The following is a 21,744-nucleotide window of genomic DNA, read 5'->3' on the forward strand; positions in this document are numbered from 1 at the left end:
GACCCGTTAGCCAATTCGATTGCGTCTCCCGGCTGGCGGAAGGCGCAATGTCACGAGCCAGTGGGGCCGTGTCCGGGTAATTTACGTACCGTCCACCCAGACGCGTCGGGTCTTAGACAGGATGCAAACCCACTGCAAACCCTTTGTCGGTTCAGTTGGAATTCACTAGTCAATGTGTCTGCAGTCACAAATCCCCAAGCCGAAAGTGCGGCATGCCCGCCCATTTCCAATCCCGGAGAGAGCAGTGAAGTTCCTGAGGCCGATTATCGCCACCGCCCTCGCAGTCGCCGTTGCTGCCCCTGCAGGCATGGCCGGTGCGGCCCATGCGGAGGATCGCAGCGCGCAGGCAGCACCCGCTCCGCAGCAGGCGACCGATGCCGACCTGATCGACCTCGCCGACTATGCTGACCTGGTGCTGCGCGCAAAGGTCCGCAGGCAAACCGAACTCAAGCCCGAGCGTGCGCCGGGAGTGCAGCCGGGCCATACCCGGTTTTATATCGAGGCAGAAACGCAGAGCCTGCTGGCCGGCACCACTCCGGTGGGTGAACGGGTTCGCTATCTGGTCGATCTTCCGCTCGACGCGCGGGGCCGCAAGCCCAGTCTGCGCAATGCCGAAGTGATTCTGTTCGCACGCCCCGTTGCGGGCCGCCCGGGCGAGCTGCAGCTGGTCGCGCCCGACGCGCAGCTGCGCTGGAACGCGGATCTGGAACGCCGCACGCGTCTCATTCTGGAACAGCTGGTCGCGCCCGATGCGCCCTCGCGAATCACCGGAGTGCGCGATGCGCTGTCGGTCGCGGGAACGCTGGCGGGCGAATCGGAGACGCAGATCTTCCTCGAAACGGTCGATGATGCCCCCGCCGCGATCAGCGTGGTCCGGCGCCCGGGAATGGAGCCGGTGTGGGGTGTCTCCTTCTCCGAGATCGTCGATCAGGCCGTGCGCATCCCGCCCCGCGGGTCGCTGGCCGCCTATCGTCTCGCCTGTGCGCTGCCCCGGACGCTGCCGAGCGAGGCCAATCTGGCGCGCGAACCCGCCGACCGCGCCCGCGCAAGCGACGACTATCGCTATGTGATCAACCAGCTTGGCCCGTGCCCGCGGCTGCGCGAGGCGCCCTCCATCCGCTACTGAATCGGTCAGGCAGGTGCCGCGGGTGGTTGCCATTGTGCGCCGCGGCATTAAGCCCTCGCGCCCATGAGCGATGCATTCAAACTGGGCCTTGCAGGCCTTGGAACGGTCGGCACGGGCGTGCTGCGCCTGCTGGACGACAACGCCGATCTCCTCGCAGCGCGCGCCGGCCGCCCGATCGAGGTGGTCGCGGTGAGCGCACGGACGCGTGGCCGGGACCGGGGGATCGACCTTTCCGGATACCAGTGGTGCGATGATCCGGCCGATCTGGCGCAGGTCGAGGGGCTGGACGCGGTGATCGAGGTGATGGGCGGCACCGACGGACCCGCGCTCGATCTCGCCCGCGCCAGCCTGTCTGCGGGGCGCAGCGTGGTGACTGCAAACAAGGCAATGATCGCCACACACGGGTTCGAGCTGGCGCAAGCGGCGGAAGCCGCCGGCGCGGCGCTGCTGTTCGAAGCTGCGGTTTGCGCGGGCACGCCGATCCTCCAGACCATGCGCGACGGGCTTTCTGCCAACCGGATCGACCGGATCGAGGGCATCCTCAACGGCACCAGCAACTACATCCTCTCCGCAATGGAGCGCTCGGGCGAGGACTTCGGCGAGACGCTCGCCGAGGCGCAGCGGCTGGGCTATGCCGAAGCGGACCCTGCGCTCGACGTCGATGGCGGCGATGCGGCGCACAAGCTCGCCATTCTCGCCGCGCTCGGCTTCGGATTGCGGCCCGATTTCGCGGGCGTCGAGGTGAACGGCATCCGCGACGTGCGCGCCGCCGACATCGCCCAGGCCGAAAGGCTGGGCTACAAGATCCGCCTCGTCGCGATGGCCGACCTGGTCGACCGTCCGGGCGAGGCACCGGCGCTGTTGCAGCGGGTTCGCCCCTGCCTGCTCCCCGCCGATCACCTGCTTGCCGGGATCGACGGGCCGACCAACGCGGTGCTGACGCTGGGCGACCAGTCGGGCCCGATACTGATCCAGGGCGCGGGCGCGGGCAGTGCGGCGACCGCCAGCGGGATCGTGGCCGACGTAGTCGCGCTTGCCCGCGGCCAGGCGCGCGCGCCGCTGGCCGTCCCGGCGGGACAGCTGGCGGTGGCCGAAAGGGCCGATTCGGGGGCGCGAGAGGCACGCTATTACCTGCGCTTCGTCGTCGCCGACCGCCCCGGCGTGCTCGCCGAGCTGGCCGCCGCGATGCGCGATGCGCGGGTCAGCATCCAGAGCCTGATCCAGGAGGGCGAGGGGGTTGACCCCGAAGCCGGCGGGATCATGGTCGCGCTGACCACCCACCGCGCACCGGCGCGCAACATCCGCGATGCGCTGGCCCGGTTGCAGGGATCGCAGAGCATCGTCGAGCCGCCGCTCTCGATGCCGATCCTGCAGGACTGATCCGCCTCAGCCTTCGGGCGAGGGTGGCGGGGCTTCCTGCGGCTGGGCCTGCTCATCGGAAGGCTGGCCATCGGCAGAAGTGCCGCCATCATAGGCCGAGCCACGCGGAGCGAGACCGCGCGCAATCCTGTCTGCATCGGACCCTGGCGGTGCCTCGGGCAGCTCGGAGAAGTCGATGATATAGGCCGGCGGCGGCGGGCAGTTGATGCCCTTGATACAGCCGCTGACGGTCGCCGGGCCCTTGAAGATGCCGGGGCCCGAGACGTCCGGCGCCTGCCCGGTCCACTCCAGATGACTCTCGTCGCCACGCTCAAGCCGCGATTGCACCCGGTACTGGTCCGGGTTCTGTTCCACGGGCGCGCAGACCACGATTTCGTTGTCGGCCGATTCGGGACAGTCGGCGGGCAGTTCGCGCTCCGGCTCCGGCGCGGCGTAGGCACGCCGCGCCTCTTCCAGCACCGGACCGACCACATCCTCGCGATCCTGCGCCGCAGCGGGTGTCCCCGCCAGCGCCACGCCGCCGCAAATCGTGATGACAAAAGCGCTTCGTATCGACACAGGCCCGCTCCCCGACTAGGCGCTTCAACCAGGGCAAACGATACCAGAAGGGCTGAATTACCAATGAACACCTCAGGCACGTCCAGCGAACTCGACCGGGTGCTGGTGCTCGAACTGGTACGCGTGACCGAGAAAGCCGCGATCGCCGCATCCAAGCTGGTCGGTCGCGGGGACGAGAAAGCCGCCGATGCCGCCGCGGTCGAGGCGATGCGCAAGGCGTTCGACAAGCTCGAGATCGATGGCACCGTGGTGATCGGCGAGGGCGAGCGGGACGAGGCGCCGATGCTCTATATCGGCGAGAAGGTCGGCGGCGCGCCCGATACCGGCCCCAAGATCGACATCGCGCTCGACCCGCTGGAAGGCACCACCATCACCGCCAAGGCCGGGCCCAACGCGCTCGCCGTGCTGGCGGCGGCGGAGAAGGGCAACCTGCTCAACGCGCCAGACACCTATATGGACAAGATCGCGGTCGGCCCCGGCTATCCCGAAGGCGTGATCGACCTTGCCAAGTCGCCGACCGAGAACGTGCGCGCGGTGGCCGAAGCGAAGGGCGTGAAGCCCGAAGAGATCATCGTTTGCGTGCTCGACCGGCCGCGCCATGCGGAGCTGATCGCGGAACTGCGCTCGCTGGGCTGCGGCGTCGTGCTGATCGGCGATGGCGACGTCGCCGGAGTGATCGCGGTGACCGACGAGGACACCACGATCGACATGTACATGGGCCAGGGCGGCGCGCCCGAGGGCGTGCTGGCCGCAGCCGCGCTGCGCTGCGTCGGCGGCCAGTTCAACGGCCGTCTCGTGTTCCGCAACGACGACGAGAAGGCCCGCGCCGCGAAGTGGGGAATCGAGGATCTCGACCGCATCTACAAGCTCGAAGACCTCGCCAAGGGCGACTGCATCTTCGCTGCGACCGGCGTGACCTCGGGCTCGCTGCTCGAAGGCGTCAAGCGCCGCAAGGGTGGGCGCATGACCACCGAAAGCGTGGTGATGCGCGCCTCGAGCGGCACGGTGCGCTGGATCCGCGGCGAGCACCGCATTCGGTAAGCGGCGGGGAGACGCTGGCGTTTCCCGCCCGCGATCCTCCCTGTTTTCGGCGAAGCCGCAAATGGGGAGGTGGCAGACGCCGTCAGGCGGCTGACGGAGGGGTGCTTGCACTATTGCCCCTCCACCCCGACACCTGCGGTGTCGCGGTCCCCCTCCCCACTTGGCCTGCGGCAAAGCGGGGAGGATAGGTGGCCTTCGGTGAGACACCGACCGCGCCGCTTCGCAAAATTCCACCAGTCCGCTCATGGGCCTGCCTCGCGTGGGCTGTCAGCCGCTGCGCCAAGACGGCGCGTCAGCCTTAAAAGTGCAGAAACGTCCGGTTTGCGCGCGATGTCGATCATCGCCTTGCGATAGATCACCGGCCTGACCAGCCCGCGCTTCACCCGCGCCATCAACTCGGCATCCGTCACCTTCCGGAAATCCTCGCGCGCGCCCTCCACGCGCCCCGACCCGGGTGGCGTCAGCACGCGGTCCCACGCATCGGCGAAAGATCGCGCCTCTGGCCGCGCCCGCAGGCGATAGGCGCTCGCACGGCTCATCCCGACATGACGCGCCGCTGCCGCAACCGATCCGGTGAGGTAGAGCTGCACGAGAAAGGCGCACTGGCGCGCCAAGCTCCACCCGTCGCGCCGTGTGCGCAGCGGCACGGGGCTGAACCTGCCGGGGCGGCGGCGCAAATAGTGGGCACTGGGCTTCGCCATCGGGCATTCTAAGCCACGAACGGACAGCAGTAGGAAAGCGTTTTGAGCGCGCGAGCCGGGGCGCACACGCGAACCACACATTGCATTCGTGTGACCGGCGGTTTAGCCGCGCAACCGACCCCGCCCCGCCTCCAACAAGGACCGCCTCCCTTATGAAACTGATGGCCGGCAATTCGAACCTGCCCCTCGCCCGTGCGATCGCAGGCTACCTCGAAATTCCGCTGACCGACGCCAGCGTGCGCCGATTCGCCGATGAGGAAGTGTTCGTCGAAATTCACGAGAACGTGCGCGGCGAAGACGTGTTCGTGCTCCAGTCGACCAGCTTCCCGGCGAACGACAACCTGATGGAGCTGCTGATCTGCATCGATGCGCTCAAGCGCGCATCGGCCCGCCGGATCACCGCAGTGGTCCCCTATTTCGGCTATGCCCGGCAGGATCGCAAACCCGGCCCGCGCACGCCCATCAGTGCCAAGCTGGTCGCCAACCTGATCACCCAGGCGGGGGCCGACCGCGTGCTGGCGGTGGACCTGCACGCAGGCCAGATCCAGGGCTTCTTCGACATCCCGACCGACAACCTGTTTGCCGCGCCCGTGATGGCGGCGGATATCCAGGCTCGTTACGGCGACCGCGACCTGATGGTCGTTTCTCCCGACGTGGGCGGCGTGGTTCGCGCGCGCGCGCTGGCCAAGCGGCTCGACAATGCGCCGCTGGCGATCGTCGACAAGCGGCGCGACCGGCCCGGCGAATCGGAGGTGATGAACATCATCGGCGACGTGCAGGGCCGCCACTGCGTGCTGATCGACGATATCGTCGATTCGGGCGGGACGCTGTGCAACGCGGCCGACGCGCTGCTGGAACAGGGGGCATCCTCGGTCGCGGCCTATATCACGCACGGCGTGCTGTCGGGCGCGGCGGTGGCGCGGGTCGATGCCTCGCAACTGACCGAACTGGTGGTGACCGACACGATTCCCGCCGCCGAAGCCGCCAAGGACGCCAAGCGCATCCGCTACCTCACCATCGCCCCGCTGATCGGCGAAGCGGTGCGGCGCATTGCCGACGAAAGCTCGGTTTCCAGCCTGTTCGACTAGGGCGGGCACCATAAAGGAGAGCCGCGCGATGAAACTCGACGACGAACTGGCGGTCGCCCACCGGCTGGCCGATGCTGCGCGCGAGGCGATTCGCCCGCATTTCCGCGAAGTCTCGCCCGAGTTCAAAGGCGACGCCTCGCCCGTGACCATCGCCGACCGCGAGGCGGAGGACGCGATGCGCGCGATCCTGATGTCCGAATATGCGCAGGACGGGATCGTGGGCGAGGAATATCCCGAGCATGAGGGCCGCTCTGGCCGGCAATGGGTGCTCGACCCGATCGACGGCACGATCAGCTTCATCGCCGGGCGGCCGATCTTCGGCACGCTGATCGCGCTGATGCAGGATGGCTGGCCGGTGCTGGGACTGATCGACCAGCCGATCACGGGCGAGCGCTGGGTCGGGCGAATCGGCATGCCGACCACGCTCAACGGCACGGAAATCCGCACGCGCTCTTGCAAGAGCCTCGACGCGGCAATCCTCGCCACCAGCAGCCCGCACTATTTCGATGCCGAGAGTGCCGATGGCTACATGCGGCTGGCCCACGCGGTCGGCGGCAACAAGCGGCAGGGCATGATCGTATATGGCGGCGACTGCTATAATTACGGTCTGCTCGCGGGCGGGCAGATCGACATCGTGTGCGAATCGGGCCTCAAGCTGTTCGACTACGCCGCGCTGGTGCCCGTGGTCGAGGGCGCGGGGGGCACCATGTCCGACTGGCAGGGCAATCCGCTGGATGCGCAAAGCGACGGATCGGTGATCGCGCTGGGCGACCCCGCGCGGCTGGAGGATGTGCTGGAGGCGCTGGCCGGGCACTCCCTCGAGGAGCACTGATGCGGCTTTTCGCGTACGGCGTTCTGAACCGCGAACTGGCGAAGGGCCGCGCGGCGGAGCTGATCGCCCCGCTCGACGAAGGGCGGCCCGCCACGGTGCGCGGCACGCTCTACGGGCTGCGCGGGCCTGATGGCGGGTGGTATCCGATCCTCCTGCCCGATGGCGATGGCGGCACGGTCCACGGGATGCTCCACGATGCACGCGGCGTCGACTGGCCCGCGATGGACGATTTCGAGGATGCGCATGATGGGCCGGGTGCCGAATATGCCCGGCGCGAGCTGGCCGTGACGCTTGGCGACGGGACCGCGACCAGCGGCTTCGCCTATTGCTACGTGCGCGACCTGCCCGGCGATGCCGAGCCGATCCCCGGCGGCCATTTCGGAGCATGGCTGCGCGAGAGCGGGCGCAGCGCGATTCTGGGTCGCGACTAAGTCTCCGATTCCACGGCACTTTGTGGCCACCTTGCGCGTTGGCGGGCCATGACCCAGAAAACGATTTTCATCACCGGTATCGGCAACGGCATCGGCCGTGCGCTCGCCATCCACTATGCCAACAAGGGCTGGCGCGTCGCCGGGCTGGACCCGGACGAGGAAGCGCTCGCTGAACTGCGCGCGGGGCTCGACGGCGATCTGCTGCTGGTCGAAGGCGATGCGGGCAAGGAAGCGCATGTGATCGACACGGCGGACCGGCTGGCCGAATGGCTCGATGGCGCGCCGCTGACCTGTCTGGTCAACAATGCAGGGATAGCCAATCCCTATGCCGGGCCGCTCGAAGACCTGTCGCTGAGCGACTTCCAGAGCTGGATCGACGCCAGCCTGACCGCCGCCTTCCTGTGCAGCCGCTCGCTCCTGCCCTTCCTGCGGCGCGGCGATGGCGGGACGATCGTCAACATCTCCTCCACTCGCGCGGTGATGAGCGAGCCCAATTCCTATGGCTACGCCGCCGCCAAGGGCGGGCTCGACGCGCTGACCCATGCGATGGCCGTCTCGCTCGGCCCGAAGATCCGCGTCAACGCGATCCGCCCCGGCTGGATCGAGACGCGCAACTGGCAGAAGGAATCGCAGCGCGAGAAGATCGAGCATCGCGAGCAGGACAAGGCGCAGCACCCCGCCGGGCGCGTGGGTAACCCGGAGGACATCGCGCAGACGGTCGACTGGCTGATCGGCGCGGGCTTCGTCACCGGGCAGGCGATCAACGTCGATGGTGGCATGACGGTGAAGATGATCTACGAGCACTAGCCATGACGACGGGGGGACATCTCGATCTGACCGGGCGCACGGCGCTGGTCACCGGTGCGGCGCGCGGGCTGGGCAAGGCGATTGCCTTGCGGCTGGCGGAAAACGGGGCGCGGGTGCTGGTCTCGGGCCGTGACGCGGCCGCGCTTGCCGATGTCGGCGGCGGGACGCAGCCGGTGGTGTTCGACCTGGACGACTCGCGCGCCTACGAGGCTGCGCTGCGCGAGGCGGGCGCGATCGACATCCTCGTCAACAATGCCGGGATGCGCGACCGCCGCGCGCTGGCCGATCTGCCGCGCGAGGCGTTCTCCGCGATGCTGGAGACCAACCTTGCCGCGCCCTTCGACCTCGCCCGCAGGATCGCGCCGGGCATGATCGAGCGTGGCTGGGGCCGGATCGTCAATGTCAGCTCGATCGCTGGCCAGATCGCGCGCGGCGATGTGGCCTACACCGCCAGCAAGGGCGGGCTCGACGCGCTGACCCGCGCGCTGGCGGCGGAACTCGGCCCCCACGGGATCACGGTCAATGCGGTTGCGCCGGGCTATTTCGCGACCGAGACCAATGCACAGATGGTCGCGGACGAGGAGATCGCGGCGCATCTCAAACGCCGGACATCACTGGGCCGCTGGGGTCGTCCGGAAGAAATCGCGGGCGCGGTCGCATTCCTCGCCTCGGCGGATGCGGGTTACATCACCGGGCAGGTGCTCGCGGTCGACGGCGGTTACCTCGCCCACTTCTGACTTGCGTTTAGGCTTGCGTTTTTGGGGAGAATCGCTAGATCGCCCGCCTTCACCGACACGTAATTCACCGCCGGTCTGGCTGTAAGGGCTGCCAGGGCTGGTTCGGACGTGTCTCTGTCAAGGAGATGAAAATGCCCAAGATGAAGACCAAGAGCGGTGTGAAGAAGCGCTTCAAGTTCACCGCGACCGGCAAGGTCAAGCACGGTGTCGCCGGCAAGCGCCACCGCCTGATCAGCCACAACGCGAAGTATATCCGTCAGAATCGCGGGACCGACGTGCTCTCCAGCGCAGACGTCGACCACGTGAAAAAGTGGGCCCCCTACGGCCTGAAGTGATCGCTTGAGGGCCAGACGCCCTCGCGCTCCACGAATTTCTGAAAGGATAATACCATGCCTCGCATCAAACGCGGCGTTACCACGCGCCAGAAGCACAAGCGGCTCCTAGACCAGGCCAAGGGCTATCGCGGCCGTCGCAAGAACACGATTCGCGTCGCCCGTCAGGCGGTCGAAAAGGCCGGCCAGTACGCCTATCGCGACCGCAAGGTTAAGAAGCGCAACTTCCGCGCGCTGTGGATCCAGCGCATCAACGCGGCCGTGCGCGCCGAAGGCCTGACCTATTCGCAGTTCATGCACGGCACCAAGCTGGCCGGCATCGAACTCGACCGCAAGGTCATGGCCGACCTCGCCATGAACGAGGAAGCGGCCTTCAAGGCGATCATCAAGCAGGCCAAGGACGCGCTTCCGGCCTGATTGACTGAAGCTGTTTGAAAAGAGGAAGCGCCACCCCACCCGGGTAGGCGCTTTTTCTTTGCGCTTCGCAATTTGCTCGTCATTCCTGCGCAGGCAGGAATCCAACTCCGGACGAGACCATGCGTGAAGCGTTTCAGCCGACAGTCTATCTTCTGGCCTCGCGCCGCAACGGCTCGCTCTATGTCGGCGTGACGTCGGACCTGATGAAACGCATCGCCGAGCACCGCGACGGGTTGATTGAAGGGTTCACGAAAGACTACGGCGTCAGGCGTCTCGTCTGGTTCGAACAGCACGCCACGATGGACGCAGCGATCCTGCGTGAGAAAAGGATCAAAAAATGGAAACGCGAATGGAAGATCAATCTCATTCGCGAGACAAATGCCGACTGGCGCGATCTGGCGGTCGATCTGGGCTTCGCGATGTTGCCACCGATCCCGTCACACCGGCCTTGAACGATGGAGATGGGTTCCTGCCTGCGCAGGAATGACGAGCATGACAGATTCTTCCGAACACGAAGCACAAGTCACCCAGACGCTGGAGCGGCTCCACGCCGCCGACGATCTCGACACGGTCGAGGCGATCCGGGTGGAGGCGCTGGGCAAGCAGGGCTGGCTCAACGCGCTGATGAAGACGCTGGGCAAGATGAGCCCGGAGGAACGCCAGACCGAAGGCCCGCGCCTGCAGGGGATGCGCGCGCGCGTCGCCGACGCGATCGAGGATCGCAAGGCCGTGCTCGAAGCCGCCGCGCTTGAAGCGCGTCTCGCCACCGAAGTGATCGACCTTACGCTGCCCGCGCCCGCCGCGCCGCAGGGCAGCGTGCATCCGGTCAGCCAAGTGATGGACGAGCTCGCGGAAATCTTCGCCGATCTCGGCTTCGCGGTCGCGACCGGGCCGGAGATCGAGGACGAGTGGCACAATTTCACCGCGCTCAACATGGCCGAAACGCACCCCGCCCGCGCGGAAATGGACACGTTCTATTTCCCCGACCGCGATGCGGACGGCAACCGCATGCTGCTGCGCACGCACACCTCGCCGGTGCAGATCCGCACGATGGTGGGTGAGGGTGCTCCGGTGCGGATCATCGCGCCGGGCCGGACCTATCGCAGCGACAGCGACGCGACCCACACGCCGATGTTCCACCAGATCGAAGGGCTCGCGATCGATCGCGACATTCACCTCGGCCATCTCAAGTGGACGCTGGAGACGTTCCTCAAGGCCTTCTTCGAGCGTGACGACATCGTGCTGCGTCTGCGCCCGTCCTACTTCCCCTTCACCGAACCTTCGGTGGAGGTCGATGTCGGCTATTCGAACGAAGGTGGTCGGCGCGTGGTCGGTGGCCACGGCGATGCTGAGGGCCATGCGTGGATGGAACTGCTCGGCAGCGGCATGGTCAACCCCCGGGTGATTGCAGCCGCCGGGCTCGATCCCAATGAATGGCAGGGCTTCGCCTTCGGCTGCGGAATCGATCGCCTCGCCATGCTCAAATACGGAATGAACGACTTGCGCGCCTTCTTCGACGGCGACGCCCGCTGGCTGTCGCATTACGGCTTCTCGCCCTTCGACCAACCGACGCTTTCGGGCGGTGTGGGAGCGCGCGCATGAAGTTCTCTGTCGAATGGCTGAAGTATTTCCTCGAAACCGACGCGTCCGTGCAGGAGATCGCCGACAGGCTGAACGCGATCGGCCACGAGGTCGAGGGGATCGAGGATCCGGCGGAAAAGCTCGCCGGGTTCACCATCGCCGAAGTGCTCACTGCCGGGCCGCATCCCGATGCGGACAAGCTGCAGGTGCTCTCCGTCTCCACCGGTGAAGGCGAGCCTTTGCAGGTCGTGTGCGGTGCGCCCAACGCGCGTGCCGGGATGAAGGGCGTGCTCGGCCAGCCGGGCGCGGTCGTGCCTGCGAACGGCATGGAACTGCGCAAGTCCAAGATTCGCGGCGTCGAATCGAACGGCATGATGTGCTCGGTGCGCGAGCTGGAGCTGGGCGAGGAGCACGACGGGATTATCGAGCTGCCCGCCGATGCGCCGGTTGGCGCGAGCTTTGCCGATTATCACGCCGCCTCGCCGATCATCGACGTGGCGATCACCCCCGACCGGCCCGATTGCATGGGCGTGATGGGCATCGCGCGCGATCTGGCGGCGGCGGGGCTTGGCGTGTTCAAGCCGGTCGAGGCGGACGAGATCGCGGGCGAAGGCGCCTGCCCGGTCGAGATCCGCACCGACGATGCCGAGGGCTGCCCCGCCTTCTACGGCCGCGTGATTCGCGGCGTGAGCAACGGCGCAAGTCCTGAGTGGATGCGACGTCGCCTGAAGGCTGCGGGCCAGCGGCCTATCTCCGCGCTGGTCGACTGCACCAACTACCTGATGCTCGCTTTCGGGCGGCCCGCGCATGTCTATGACCTTGCCAAGCTCAACGGCCCGGTGGTCGCCCGCCGCGCGAAGGACGGCGAGCAGATCGAGGCGCTGAACGAGAAGACCTATACGCTCGACGAAACGATGACCGTGATCGCCGACGATGCCGGCGTTCACGATGTCGCCGGGATCATGGGCGGCGAGCATTCGGGTGCCACCGAAGCCACGACCGATGTGCTGCTCGAAATCGCCTATTTCGACCCGGCGCGGATCGGCGTGACCGGCCGCAAGCTGGGCCTGACGAGCGATGCGCGCACCCGGTTCGAGCGCGGTGTCGATCCCGAGTTCCTCGACGAGGGGCTCGCGATCCTGACCTCGCTGATCGTGAAGACCTGCGGCGGCACTCCGACCGAAGTGGTGCGCGCAGGCCAGCCGCCGGTCGAACCCAAGGTCGTCCAGTTCGACCCGGCGCGCACGGCGAAGCTGGGCGGGGTCGAGGTGCCGGAGGACCGCCAGCGCGCGATCCTGACCGCGCTCGACTTCAAGGTGGGTTCGGACTGGCAGGTCACCTGCCCGCCGCGCCGCCACGACATCGAAGGGCCTGCCGATCTGGTCGAGGAAGTCGTCCGGATCGAAGGGCTCGACAAGGTCGCCAGCGTCCCGCTGACCCGCGCGCCGGGTGTTGCGAAGCCCACCGCCACGCCCGAGCAGCTGGTCCAGCGCAAACTGCGCCGCGCGGCGGCTGCCCGCGGTCTGCACGAAGCGGTAACGTGGAGCTTCCTGCCCGTGCCCGAGGCAGAGCATTTCGCCGAGGGAGCCGACCTGTGGGTGCTCGACAACCCCATCAGCGAAGACCTCAAGGCGATGCGCCCCTCGCTGCTGCCGGGCCTGCTGACCGCGGCCAAGCGCGCGGCAGATCGCGGCGCGGCGGGTGCGCGGCTGTTCGAGATCGGACGACGCTATTTCCGTGGCGAAGGCGGCCATAGCGACGAGCGCGCGACGCTCGGCCTCGTCCTCGCGGGCGAGAAGGCGCCGCGCGGCTGGGCGAATGGCAAGGCGCAGGGTTTCGACGCCTACGACGCTAAGGCAGAGGCGCTCGCGCTGCTCGAAGCGGCGGGCGCTCCGGTCGACAACCTGATGGTGATGGGCGAGCCAGGGCCGCAGTTCCACCCCGGCCAGTCGGCCACGCTGCGGCTCGGGCCGAAGAAGGTGCTTGCCCGCTTCGGCGCGCTGCATCCCGCCACGCTCAAGGCGTTCGACATCGACGGGCCGGTGGTTGCGGCGGAGATCTTCCTCGACGCGATCCCCGCGAAGAAGAACGCCGAGTTTGCGCGTTCGACCTACAGCCCGCCCGCGCTCCAGCCCGTGACGCGCGACTTCGCCTTCCTGGTCGACAGCGCGATGCCGGCCGGCGATCTGGTCAAGGCGGTGCGCGGCGCGGACAAGCAGCGGATCGTCGATGCGCGCATCTTCGACCGGTTCGACGGGCAGGGCGTGCCCGAGGGCAAGACCTCGCTCGCGCTCGAAGTCACGCTCCAGCCGGGCGAGAAGAGCTTCACCGACGAAGAGCTGAAAGCGATTTCCGACGCGGTCGTGAAGGCGGCGGCGAAGACCGGAGCGGAGTTGAGAGCATGAAAACGGCACTGATCACCGGAGCCACCGCAGGGATCGGGCAAGCGACCACGCGGCTGCTCGCCAACAGCGGCTGGCGGATCATCGGCACCGGGCGGCGTCAGGAGCGGCTCGATGCGCTTGGCGAAGAGCTGGGCGCGGATCGCTTCCTCGGCCTCGCCTTCGACATCACCGATGATGCGGCGCGCGACGCGGCGATCGACGGGCTGCCGGAAGACTGGCGCGGGATCGACCTGCTGGTGAACAATGCCGGCCTCGCCAAGGGCCTCAACCCCGCGCAGGAAGCCGATCTCGACGACTGGCAGACCATGATCGACACCAATGTGACCGCGATGGTCCGGCTGACGCGGAAAATGCTCCCCGGCCTGATCGAGCGCAAGGGTGCGCTGGTCAATATCGGCTCGGTCGCGGGCAGCTACGTCTATCCCGGCGGCAATGTCTATGCGGGCTCCAAGGCCTTCGTGAACCACTTCACGCTGGCGATTCGCGCCGATCTGCACGGCACCGGCGTGCGTGTGACCAGCATCGAGCCGGGCATGGTCGAAACCGAATTCACCACCGTGCGCACCGGCAGCCAGGACAAGTCCGACGAGTTCTATTCGGGCGCCCACCCGATGACGGGGGAGGATATTGCCGAGACGATCCGCTGGGTCGCCGAACTGCCCGTGCATCTCAACGTCAACCGGCTGGAGATCATGCCGGTGACGCAGGACTTCGCGGGCTTCCGCGTGGCGCGGGACGAGAACTGACCATCTTGCCGTCACCCCGGACTTGATCCGGGGCCCCGCTTCCCTTTGACCCTCCGCGAAACGGCCTTAGATTCCCGCCTTCGCGGGAATGACGAGAGTTTTCGATGACCTCCGAACGCCGCACCTTCGCGATCATTTCGCACCCCGACGCGGGTAAGACCACGCTGACCGAGAAGCTGCTGCTTCGCGGCGGAGCGATTCACTTGGCGGGCGAGGTCAAGGCGCGCGGCGCCGCGCGGCGGGCGCGTTCGGACTGGATGAGCATCGAGCAGCAGCGCGGTATCTCGGTCACGTCCTCGGTGATGACCTTCGAGCGGAACGGGATCACCTTCAATCTGCTCGACACGCCGGGGCACGAGGATTTCTCCGAAGACACCTACCGCACGCTGACTGCGGTCGATTCGGCGATCATGGTGCTCGACGCGGCAGCGGGTATCGAGGCGCAGACGCTCAAGCTGTTCGAGGTTTGCCGCCTGCGCTCGGTCCCGATCATCACCTTCATCAACAAGATCGACCGCGAAGGGCGCGAGCCGTTCGAGCTGCTCGACGAGATTGCCGAAAAGCTCGCGCTCGACACCGCGCCGATGAGCTGGCCGGTCGGAATGGGCGGGCTGTTCGAAGGCGTCTACGACTTCGAGGAGAACGAGCTGTATCTGCCCGAGGGCGACAGCAAGGAATTCCAGGGCAAGACCGTGAAGGTCGACGGGCCCGAGGACGAGAAGCTGGGCGAGTACCTCAGCGCCGATGGCGTCGCCCGGGTCGCCGAGGAAGGTCTGCTGGCGCGCGAGGGTTACCCCGCATTCGACTTCGAGGCCTATCGCAATGGCGACCTGACGCCGGTCTATTTCGGCTCCGCGCTCAAGGAATTCGGCGTTACCGCGATCATCGATGCGATTGCAAAGTTCGCGCCCGCTCCGCGCCCGCAACCGACCGACGAGGGCGAGATCGCGCCCGACCGCGACGAAGTCACCGGCTTCATCTTCAAGGTGCAGGCCAATATGGACCCCAACCACCGCGACCGGATCGCCTTCATGCGGCAGGTTTCGGGCACCTTCAAACGCGGCATGAAGCTGACGCCGAGCGGCCTCGGCAAGCCGATCGCGGTGCACAGCCCGATCCTCTTCTTCGCGCAGGATCGCGAGATCGCGGACAATGCGTATCCGGGTGACATCATCGGCATCCCCAACCACGGCACGCTGAGAGTGGGCGATACGCTGAGCGAGAAGAACGAGGTGCGCTTCACCGGCCTGCCCAACTTCGCGCCGGAAATCCTGCGCCGCGTGCAGCTGAAGGACCCGACCAAGACCAAGCAATTGCGCAAGGCGCTCGACGATCTGTCCGAAGAGGGCGTGATCCAGGTGTTCTATCCGGAGCTGGGCGCGAACCACATCGTCGGTGTGGTCGGCCAGCTGCAGCTCGAAGTGCTGGTCTCGCGCCTGCAGGCCGAGTACAAGGTCGAAGCCGCGCTCGAGCCCGCACCCTTCGCAACCGCGCGCTGGGTGAAGGGGGACGGCAAGGCGCTCGACGAGTTCGAGAAGTTCAACCGTGCGAACCTCGCAAAGGATCGCGATGGCGACATGGTGTTTCTCGCCAAGAGCCCGTGGGACGTGAACTATCAGGCGGAAAAGAACCCCGACCTGAGGTTCTCCGCGACCAAGGAACGGTGACAACCCGTCACCCCCGCCTGCGCGGGGGTGACGGATCGTTGGGGGTGGGGTAATTCTTGCCCCATGGCCGACTTCTTCGACACGCTGACCGACAAGCACATCGCGATGATCGCGAAGCAGCCGGTGTTCTTCGTCGCCACTGCGGCAGAAGACGCGCGGATCAACCTCAGCCCCAAGGGCTACGACGCGTTTCGCGTGCTCGCGCCGAACAAGGTCGCCTATCTCGACCTTGGCGGATCGGGCAACGAGACGCACGCGCATCTCGCCGCGGATGGCCGCATCACGCTGATGTTCTGCAATTTCGAGCAGCCCGCGCTGATCCTGCGGATCTATGGCCGGGGCTGCCCCGTGCTGCCGCAGGATGCCGAGTGGGAGGCGCTGGCGGCGCATTTCACACTCCTGCCCGGCACGCGGCAGATCTTCGTGATCGATGTCGAGAGCGTGCAGACCTCGTGCGGCTGGGGCGTGCCCTTCATGGCCTACGAGGCGGAGCGGCCGACGCTCAAGAAGGCGCACGCTCAGGCCGATCCTGAGCAATGGGAGGCCAAGATGGCAGGGCGCACGTCGAGCATCGATGGCCTGCCCACCCGCGCCACAGATCGCTATATTGCAGGCACGCCGCTCGACTGATCCGCATCACCCGGCGGGCCGAATCGGCTGCCGGACGAACCAGCGCTTCTGCCGGAAAGCGCGCCATGGTATGGTTAACGCCGACAGCAATGATCGGGAGTGAGCCTCACATGCGTTCGTTGATACTCGCAATTTCGCTTTTCGCAGGTTCTCTCGCCCCGCTGGGGTCCGCCCCTGCTGCGGCCCAGGTGGCGAATGCCGCCGCAGCCGATCCATTGCCCGCCGACTTCCATGGCAAGGTCCAGTACTTCGGCAATCACAGCGGCGAAGTGGTCGCGACCGTGCCCGGCACGCCCCGGCGCACCGATACCAAGTGCCCCAAGCGCGAAGGCGGCTGCCCCGAACTGATCGGTGGCAGCTTCCAGGCCGAACTCGAATTCGACGGCGACATCGTGAAGGGCGAGTATCGCGGAACCGGGGGCATGCGCCCCTCAAGCCTGATCGGCCGCCGCAACGGTGCCAATTGCCGCCTGTTCGACACTGCCGACGGATCGGTGTGGAATGGCCGCTGCGATCGCGAGGCCTTTGTCGGCACGGTGCGCAGCGTGGCCAACGCGCCCGAGCAGATCGACCTCGCGTTCGAAGCCGTGGGCGTCAACGCGGTCGACTTCTTCGAGCAGGAGCGCACGCGCGAGCTGATCGCCGCGTACGAGCGCTTCGGCGGCATCGCCTTCGGCGAGGGGGCGGGCGAAGCGCGGCTCGATGCGCTGTTGCGGCTCAACAGCTATTTCGTGCCGGAGGGGCAAGGCTACCGCCCCGGCACGCTGCGCAATGTCGAGCGTCAGAGCGAGAAGAAGAACAGCCCGGATTACGCGGTCTACGGGGAGTACAACACGATCGACGGGGCCCGGGCATGGGCGCGCGCACGGTTCGATTACAACCGCTTCGTGTGTCTGGAGACCTCGATCGAGCCGGGCACGTGCCGCCCGATCGACCCGACCCCGCCGCCGTTGGAGACCGGCGGTGACTTCTTCGCCGAGCTTGGCCTGCCCCGGCTCACGCCGCAGGCAGTGGGCGAGGCACAGGGGCTCTGACGGGCTGCCTCCAGTGGGAAGGCGGCGCTAGCCGGCTTTCTCTGCCTGAATTACGAAGTCCGCACACCGCTCCCCGATCATGATCGAGGGGGCGTTGGTGTTGCCCGAGACCAGCTTGGGCATGATCGAGGCATCGGCGATCCACAGCCCTTCGATCCCGCGCGCTTTCAGCGCCGGGTCGACCACCGCTTCCTCGTCCGAGCCCATCCGGCAGGTGCCGACCGGGTGATAGACCGTGTCCGCGCGGCTGCGAATCATCGCGTCGAGCGCGGCATCGTCGGTAAGGTCGACCGGATGGCGATCAGTCAGCCCGTAATCGGCCAGCGGCGCGGTCTCGGCAATCCGGTGCGACAGGCGCACGCCTTCGCGCAGCACCGCCATATCGCGCTCGTCGTCGAGGAAGTTGGGATCGATCGCGGGGGCATCGGCCGCGTCGGGGCTGGTGAGGCGCACCGTGCCGCGGCTTTCGGGGCGCAGCACGCAGGCGTGCAACGAGACTCCGTGGCCGTTCACCTTCTCGCGCCCGTGATCCTCCAGCATGGCGGGGACGAAGTGCCACTGCACGTCGGGCGCTGGGGCATCGGGCATCACGGTCCAGAATCCGCCCGCCTCGGCATAGGGGGTGGTCATCACCCCGGTGCGCTTGCGCCGGTGTTCGAGGATCGCGCCGAGCATCCGCAGCGTGCCTTCGCGGCTGTTGCCAATCGGCACGCGGCTCTCGCTCTCCCAGCTCGACACGTAGTCGATATGGTCCTGCAGGTTGCTGCCCACCGCCGGGCGATCGAGCGCGACCTCGATCCCCATCGCGTTCAGATGGCGGCCCGGGCCGATCCCCGACAGCATCAGGATTTGCGGCGAGTTGAACGCGCCCGCCGACAGGATCACCCCGCGCCGCGCGTTGAGATATTCGCGGTGCTTGCCCTTGCGGACCATGACGCCGGTCACCCGGCCATTCTCGATCACCAGTTTCTCGACCAGAGTCTTGGTGCGGATATCGAGATTGGGCTGGTTGCGGATCGGTTCGACATAGGCGCGGCTGGCGGACCAGCGCTCGCCCTTGCGCTGCGTCACCTGATAGATGCCGAAGCCGGCCTGTTTCTCGCCGTTGAAATCGTCGCGTTCGGGATACTGGAGCGAGGCGGCGCTTGCCACGAAGGCGCGGCTGGTCTCGTTGGTCCAGCGCTGGTCCGATACGAACAGCGGGCCGCCTGCGCCGTGATATTCATCCTCTCCGCGCTCGTTCGCCTCGGCCTTTTTGAACCACGGCAGCACTTCGTCGTAGGCCCAGCCATCGCAGCCCATCGCGGCCCAGTTGTCGTAGTCCCACGCATTGCCGCGGATATAGATCATCGCATTGATCGCGCTGGAGCCGCCCAGCCCCTTGCCGCGCGGTTGAAACCCGGTGCGCCCGCCCAGCCCCTTCTGCGGGACGGTTTCATAGCGGTAGTTCTGGCTGCCGCTGAGGAAGGGCATCATGCCGGGCGTCTTGACGCGGAAGTCGTTGTTCCGCCCACCCGCCTCGATCAGGCATACGCTGCGATGGCCGTCCACCGCCAGCCGCCCGGTGACCGCGCTCCCCGCACTGCCGCCGCCGATGACGATATAGTCGTATTGGTTCATGCGCCCGTCCTCTCTCGTGTACGGAATATTCTCTCCGTTTACGGAAAGGTTAGGCTGCGCGGCGTGGCCCCGCAATCGGCTTTTGCGGCTCGTCCTGCGTCGTCTCGACCGGCGCGGCGTCTGCACGCTGGTGCTGCTCCTGCCAGCGAGCGCGGATCATATCGGATGTCTCGCGGCTGCCGTCGTGGCTCCAGCCCGGTTCGCGCAGCAGGTAGGAAAGCTTGTGCTTCCAGGGGCTGCGCCAGATGTCGCCCAGCATCCCGATCCATTCGTGAAACACCGCCCACAGCAGGTTGAAGCTGCCCAGCTGCTTCACGATGCCGTAGCGGATCGGTTCTTCGGCATGCGGACGCTCCGCCTCGAAAGTGCCGAACAGCCTGTCCCACACGATGAACACGCCCGCGTAATTGCGGTCGAGATAGCGCGGGTTGGTCGCGTGGTGCACGCGGTGGTGGCTGGGCGTGTTCATCACCGCCTCGAACCAGCGCGGCATGCGGTCGATCGCCTCGGTGTGGATCCAGAACTGGTAGATCAGGTTGAACCCGCCGCAGATCGCGATCATCGCCGGATGGAAGCCGAGCAGCACCAGCGGCAGCGCGAAGACGAAGCCCAGCGTGAACGCGCCGGTCCAGGTCTGCCGCAGCGCGGTGGAGAGGTTGTAGTGCTGGCTGGAATGGTGGTTCACATGGCTCGCCCAGAACCACCGGCTGCGGTGGCCGAAGCGATGGACCCAGTAATATTTGAGGTCGTCGAGCACGAAGCACAAAGGCCACGCCCACCATTCCCAGCCGATGGTGAAGAAGCGCACCTCGTAGGCGGCGAGGAAAACCGCCAGCGCCAGCCCGCCCAGCAGCAATCCCGCGACCGTACTGCCGAGCCCGAACGCGAGGCTGACCAGCGTATCCTTCGGCTCGTAGGAATGCGGCGCTTTGAACCGCGCCCACAGCATCTCTGCCAGAACGAGCAGGACGAAGCCGGGAATGGCGTAATCGACGGGAGAGAAGTCAGGCATGGTCTACCCTTCCTAGCGCCTCGATGCGCGAGGCCCAAGCCTGCGCCTTGGGGCCGAGATCCAGCACTACCGGGCCATAGCGGCGGTCGCGCGGCACGATGGTGAGGATATCGCCTTCACTGTGCGCGGGTGTGCCCGGCTCCAGCACGCGCGCGGCGAAGTGGGTGCCATGGCGGCGCAGCACCATGATCCGCCCGGCCGAATCGGCGAGGATCGCTGCCGCGCCGTCGCGTCCGACCGCAGCTTCGCCGGGATCGAACGCGCTATCCGCCTCGCGGGCGAGGGTGAGAGCCCGCTCGGCGGTATCGATGGTGCGCGGCTGGCCGAGCTTGAGCGCCCACGCGATTCCGGCCAGCACCAGAATCGCGAGCAGCGATCCGCCCAGTTGGAGAAGCTGAGTGTCCATCGGCGCTCAATCGCTCCCGCCGGGGGGCGGGCCGAATCGCCCCCTTGCGGTGCGCGCTGGGCGTCCTGCCAAGTCTATCGAGCGCATTGGCTCCTCCATCGCGCGCAAGACATGCAGGCTCTCCCGAAGCCGCGCAAGCCTTCGAAATTGTCATAAACTTGCGGAATCAAGTATCCTATTGCGAATTGGTTCGCGCCCGCGCGCATTCTGCGATAAGGGTGGGGCCAGTTGGTGGGGGACTGGCGGCAGGAACGTCGATCGTTTGCCACTCCAGCAATGCCGGGAGGCGGCCGTCTGCGCCTTTACGGGATTTCGTTTTGCGGGCGGGTGGAAGTAGCAAGGTTTTTGGCGAGTTATGGGTTACGATAAAGGGCGTCGTCGCGGGCGCGACAAGCGGGACAACATCGGAGAAGACGGTTTCGAGCCGTTTCCCGGCGGTGATTTCGGCGGCGGTTTCCAGGATCGCGGCGGATTCGACGATCGCGGTGGCGGCTACCAGGATCGCGGCGGTTTTCAGGACCGTGGCGGGTTCCAGGATCGCGGTGGCTTCCAGGATCGGAGCGGCGGCGGCGGTGGCCGTGGCGGCTTCGGCGGCGGTGGTCCGCGTGGCGGCGGCGGTGGTGGCGGCTTCAACCGCATGCCCGCACAGGTCGTCGGCACCGGCAAGGGCCAGGTGAAATTCTTCAACGGCCAGAAGGGCTTCGGCTTCATCCAGCAGGAAGCCGGCGGAGACGACGTGTTCGTGCACATTAGTGCCGTCGAACGCGCCGGTCTCGAAGGTCTGGCCGAAGGGCAGGAGCTCGAATTCAACCTGGTCGATCGTGGCGGCAAGATTTCCGCGCAGGATCTGCAGGTCGTGGGCGACGTGATCCCCGTGACCGGTGGCGGCGCTGCTGCGCCGCGCGATGGCGGCCCCGGTGCCGCCGGCGGTGCTCCGCGGCGCGAGCTGACCGGTGAAAAGGCGACCGGCACGGTCAAGTTCTTCAATTCGATGAAGGGCTTCGGCTTCCTGGTGCGCGACGACGGCCAGCCCGATGCCTTCGTGCACATCAGCGCGGTCGAGCGCTCGGGCCTGTCGCAGATCAACGAGGGCGAACGCTACGAGTTCGATCTCGAAGTCGACCGACGAGGCAAGTATTCGGCGGTCAACCTCGTTCCCGTACAGGAATGAGGCGCGCGCCGACCCGGGTCAT

23 protein-coding genes are annotated in these 21,744 nt (G+C 66.9%); 18 read left to right on the forward strand and 5 right to left on the reverse strand.

The window, feature by feature from the left end:
- Window positions 1-244: 244 nt before the first annotated feature.
- Together KYN89_RS06875 and KYN89_RS06880 are read left to right on the forward strand one after the other, a co-directional pair.
- Window positions 245-1,126: a hypothetical protein gene (locus KYN89_RS06875; protein WP_222824402.1), complete on the forward strand. Its 882-nt coding sequence runs from the start codon at window positions 245-247 to the stop codon at window positions 1,124-1,126.
- A gap of 63 nt (window positions 1,127-1,189) precedes the next feature.
- A complete protein-coding gene (locus KYN89_RS06880; RefSeq protein ID WP_222824403.1) occupies window positions 1,190-2,506 on the forward strand; it encodes a homoserine dehydrogenase in 1,317 nt (438 codons plus the stop codon).
- 6 nt (window positions 2,507-2,512) lie between these two features.
- Here the strand turns inward: KYN89_RS06880 and KYN89_RS06885 are convergent, their stop codons facing one another.
- Window positions 2,513-3,064, reverse strand: coding sequence for a hypothetical protein (locus KYN89_RS06885; protein WP_222824404.1), 552 nt, complete (start codon window positions 3,062-3,064; stop codon window positions 2,513-2,515).
- A 63-nt stretch (window positions 3,065-3,127) separates the two neighbouring features.
- On the opposite strand from KYN89_RS06885, the gene glpX reads away from it, so the two are divergent.
- Window positions 3,128-4,105 (forward strand): class II fructose-bisphosphatase, encoded by a 978-nt coding sequence (gene glpX, locus KYN89_RS06890; protein WP_222824405.1) that lies wholly within the window; start codon window positions 3,128-3,130, stop codon window positions 4,103-4,105.
- Window positions 4,106-4,347: 242 nt separating this feature from the next.
- On the opposite strand, the gene KYN89_RS06895 is transcribed toward glpX, so the two are convergent.
- A complete protein-coding gene (locus KYN89_RS06895; protein ID WP_222824406.1) occupies window positions 4,348-4,806 on the reverse strand; it encodes a hypothetical protein in 459 nt (152 codons plus the stop codon).
- Window positions 4,807-4,958: 152 nt separating this feature from the next.
- Between KYN89_RS06895 and KYN89_RS06900 the strand changes: the two genes are divergently transcribed.
- From KYN89_RS06900 to KYN89_RS06965, 14 genes are all read left to right on the forward strand, one after another.
- Window positions 4,959-5,894, forward strand: coding sequence for a ribose-phosphate pyrophosphokinase (locus tag KYN89_RS06900; protein WP_010239689.1), 936 nt, complete (start codon window positions 4,959-4,961; stop codon window positions 5,892-5,894).
- Window positions 5,895-5,922: 28 nt separating this feature from the next.
- Window positions 5,923-6,726, forward strand: coding sequence for an inositol monophosphatase family protein (locus tag KYN89_RS06905; RefSeq protein ID WP_222824407.1), 804 nt, complete (start codon window positions 5,923-5,925; stop codon window positions 6,724-6,726).
- Window positions 6,726-7,157, forward strand: a complete 432-nt coding sequence (locus tag KYN89_RS06910) for a gamma-glutamylcyclotransferase family protein (RefSeq protein WP_222824408.1) — start codon at window positions 6,726-6,728, stop codon at window positions 7,155-7,157. The genes KYN89_RS06905 and KYN89_RS06910 overlap by 1 nt, the downstream gene beginning before the upstream one ends.
- A gap of 48 nt (window positions 7,158-7,205) precedes the next feature.
- Window positions 7,206-7,964, forward strand: a complete 759-nt coding sequence (locus KYN89_RS06915; RefSeq protein ID WP_222824409.1) for an SDR family NAD(P)-dependent oxidoreductase — start codon at window positions 7,206-7,208, stop codon at window positions 7,962-7,964.
- Between the two features lie 2 nt (window positions 7,965-7,966).
- Window positions 7,967-8,701, forward strand: a complete 735-nt coding sequence (locus KYN89_RS06920) for an SDR family oxidoreductase (RefSeq protein ID WP_222824410.1) — start codon at window positions 7,967-7,969, stop codon at window positions 8,699-8,701.
- 131 nt (window positions 8,702-8,832) lie between these two features.
- Window positions 8,833-9,036, forward strand: coding sequence for a 50S ribosomal protein L35 (gene rpmI, locus KYN89_RS06925; RefSeq protein WP_222824411.1), 204 nt, complete (start codon window positions 8,833-8,835; stop codon window positions 9,034-9,036).
- Between the two features lie 54 nt (window positions 9,037-9,090).
- Window positions 9,091-9,450: a 50S ribosomal protein L20 gene (gene rplT, locus KYN89_RS06930; RefSeq protein ID WP_010239708.1), complete on the forward strand. Its 360-nt coding sequence runs from the start codon at window positions 9,091-9,093 to the stop codon at window positions 9,448-9,450.
- 119 nt (window positions 9,451-9,569) lie between these two features.
- A complete protein-coding gene (locus KYN89_RS06935; RefSeq protein WP_222824412.1) occupies window positions 9,570-9,902 on the forward strand; it encodes a GIY-YIG nuclease family protein in 333 nt (110 codons plus the stop codon).
- Window positions 9,903-9,942: 40 nt separating this feature from the next.
- The gene (gene pheS, locus KYN89_RS06940; RefSeq protein WP_222824413.1) at window positions 9,943-11,052 is read left to right on the forward strand and encodes a phenylalanine--tRNA ligase subunit alpha; all 1,110 of its coding nucleotides are present in this window, start codon (window positions 9,943-9,945) and stop codon (window positions 11,050-11,052) included.
- A complete protein-coding gene (gene pheT, locus KYN89_RS06945; RefSeq protein WP_222824414.1) occupies window positions 11,049-13,436 on the forward strand; it encodes a phenylalanine--tRNA ligase subunit beta in 2,388 nt (795 codons plus the stop codon). Before pheS ends, pheT begins: the two co-directional genes overlap by 4 nt.
- Complete coding sequence (locus KYN89_RS06950; protein ID WP_222824415.1) at window positions 13,433-14,182, forward strand: SDR family NAD(P)-dependent oxidoreductase; 750 nt, start codon at window positions 13,433-13,435, stop codon at window positions 14,180-14,182. Before pheT ends, KYN89_RS06950 begins: the two co-directional genes overlap by 4 nt.
- A 104-nt stretch (window positions 14,183-14,286) precedes the next feature.
- Window positions 14,287-15,849 (forward strand): peptide chain release factor 3, encoded by a 1,563-nt coding sequence (locus KYN89_RS06955; RefSeq protein WP_222824416.1) that lies wholly within the window; start codon window positions 14,287-14,289, stop codon window positions 15,847-15,849.
- Between the two features lie 63 nt (window positions 15,850-15,912).
- Window positions 15,913-16,479: a pyridoxamine 5'-phosphate oxidase family protein gene (locus KYN89_RS06960; RefSeq protein ID WP_222824417.1), complete on the forward strand. Its 567-nt coding sequence runs from the start codon at window positions 15,913-15,915 to the stop codon at window positions 16,477-16,479.
- A 188-nt stretch (window positions 16,480-16,667) separates the two neighbouring features.
- Window positions 16,668-17,513 carry a hypothetical protein gene (locus KYN89_RS06965; protein WP_346727206.1) on the forward strand — a complete coding sequence of 282 codons (846 nt, stop codon included), beginning with the start codon at window positions 16,668-16,670 and terminating at the stop codon, window positions 17,511-17,513.
- 27 nt (window positions 17,514-17,540) lie between these two features.
- Here KYN89_RS06965 and KYN89_RS06970 read toward each other — a convergent pair whose 3' ends face one another.
- The 3 genes from KYN89_RS06970 to KYN89_RS06980 are packed head-to-tail and all read right to left on the reverse strand — an operon-like array spanning window position 17,541 to window position 20,551.
- Entirely contained in the window at window positions 17,541-19,133 is a 1,593-nt protein-coding gene (locus KYN89_RS06970) for a GMC family oxidoreductase (protein ID WP_222824418.1), read from the reverse strand.
- Between the two features lie 49 nt (window positions 19,134-19,182).
- A complete protein-coding gene (locus tag KYN89_RS06975) occupies window positions 19,183-20,145 on the reverse strand; it encodes a sterol desaturase family protein (RefSeq protein ID WP_222824419.1) in 963 nt (320 codons plus the stop codon).
- The gene (locus KYN89_RS06980; protein ID WP_222824420.1) at window positions 20,138-20,551 is read right to left on the reverse strand and encodes a hypothetical protein; all 414 of its coding nucleotides are present in this window, start codon (window positions 20,549-20,551) and stop codon (window positions 20,138-20,140) included. Before KYN89_RS06980 ends, KYN89_RS06975 begins: the two co-directional genes overlap by 8 nt.
- 355 nt (window positions 20,552-20,906) lie before the next feature.
- Between KYN89_RS06980 and KYN89_RS15435 the strand changes: the two genes are divergently transcribed.
- The gene (locus KYN89_RS15435) at window positions 20,907-21,722 is read left to right on the forward strand and encodes a cold-shock protein (RefSeq protein ID WP_222824421.1); all 816 of its coding nucleotides are present in this window, start codon (window positions 20,907-20,909) and stop codon (window positions 21,720-21,722) included.
- Window positions 21,723-21,744 lie beyond the last annotated feature (22 nt).

Source organism: Alteriqipengyuania abyssalis, from assembly GCF_019857185.1.
GTDB lineage: Bacteria > Pseudomonadota > Alphaproteobacteria > Sphingomonadales > Sphingomonadaceae > Alteriqipengyuania > Alteriqipengyuania abyssalis.

Bases quoted from the DNA above. Each gene is read 5' to 3' on its own strand.
- KYN89_RS06880 (WP_222824403.1), top strand. From the start codon at position 1,190: ATGAGCGATGCATTCAAACTGGGCCTTGCAGGCCTTGGAACGGTCGGC.
- glpX (WP_222824405.1), top strand. From the start codon at position 3,128: ATGAACACCTCAGGCACGTCCAGCGAACTCGACCGGGTGCTGGTGCTC.
- KYN89_RS06895 (WP_222824406.1), bottom strand. From the start codon at position 4,806: ATGGCGAAGCCCAGTGCCCACTATTTGCGCCGCCGCCCCGGCAGGTTC.
- KYN89_RS06900 (WP_010239689.1), top strand. From the start codon at position 4,959: ATGAAACTGATGGCCGGCAATTCGAACCTGCCCCTCGCCCGTGCGATC.
- KYN89_RS06905 (WP_222824407.1), top strand. From the start codon at position 5,923: ATGAAACTCGACGACGAACTGGCGGTCGCCCACCGGCTGGCCGATGCT.
- KYN89_RS06910 (WP_222824408.1), top strand. From the start codon at position 6,726: ATGCGGCTTTTCGCGTACGGCGTTCTGAACCGCGAACTGGCGAAGGGC.
- KYN89_RS06915 (WP_222824409.1), top strand. From the start codon at position 7,206: ATGACCCAGAAAACGATTTTCATCACCGGTATCGGCAACGGCATCGGC.
- KYN89_RS06920 (WP_222824410.1), top strand. From the start codon at position 7,967: ATGACGACGGGGGGACATCTCGATCTGACCGGGCGCACGGCGCTGGTC.
- rpmI (WP_222824411.1), top strand. From the start codon at position 8,833: ATGCCCAAGATGAAGACCAAGAGCGGTGTGAAGAAGCGCTTCAAGTTC.
- rplT (WP_010239708.1), top strand. From the start codon at position 9,091: ATGCCTCGCATCAAACGCGGCGTTACCACGCGCCAGAAGCACAAGCGG.
- KYN89_RS06935 (WP_222824412.1), top strand. From the start codon at position 9,570: ATGCGTGAAGCGTTTCAGCCGACAGTCTATCTTCTGGCCTCGCGCCGC.
- pheS (WP_222824413.1), top strand. From the start codon at position 9,943: ATGACAGATTCTTCCGAACACGAAGCACAAGTCACCCAGACGCTGGAG.
- pheT (WP_222824414.1), top strand. From the start codon at position 11,049: ATGAAGTTCTCTGTCGAATGGCTGAAGTATTTCCTCGAAACCGACGCG.
- KYN89_RS06950 (WP_222824415.1), top strand. From the start codon at position 13,433: ATGAAAACGGCACTGATCACCGGAGCCACCGCAGGGATCGGGCAAGCG.
- KYN89_RS06955 (WP_222824416.1), top strand. From the start codon at position 14,287: ATGACCTCCGAACGCCGCACCTTCGCGATCATTTCGCACCCCGACGCG.
- KYN89_RS06960 (WP_222824417.1), top strand. From the start codon at position 15,913: ATGGCCGACTTCTTCGACACGCTGACCGACAAGCACATCGCGATGATC.
- KYN89_RS06970 (WP_222824418.1), bottom strand. From the start codon at position 19,133: ATGAACCAATACGACTATATCGTCATCGGCGGCGGCAGTGCGGGGAGC.
- KYN89_RS06975 (WP_222824419.1), bottom strand. From the start codon at position 20,145: ATGCCTGACTTCTCTCCCGTCGATTACGCCATTCCCGGCTTCGTCCTG.
- KYN89_RS06980 (WP_222824420.1), bottom strand. From the start codon at position 20,551: ATGGACACTCAGCTTCTCCAACTGGGCGGATCGCTGCTCGCGATTCTG.
- KYN89_RS15435 (WP_222824421.1), top strand. From the start codon at position 20,907: ATGGGTTACGATAAAGGGCGTCGTCGCGGGCGCGACAAGCGGGACAAC.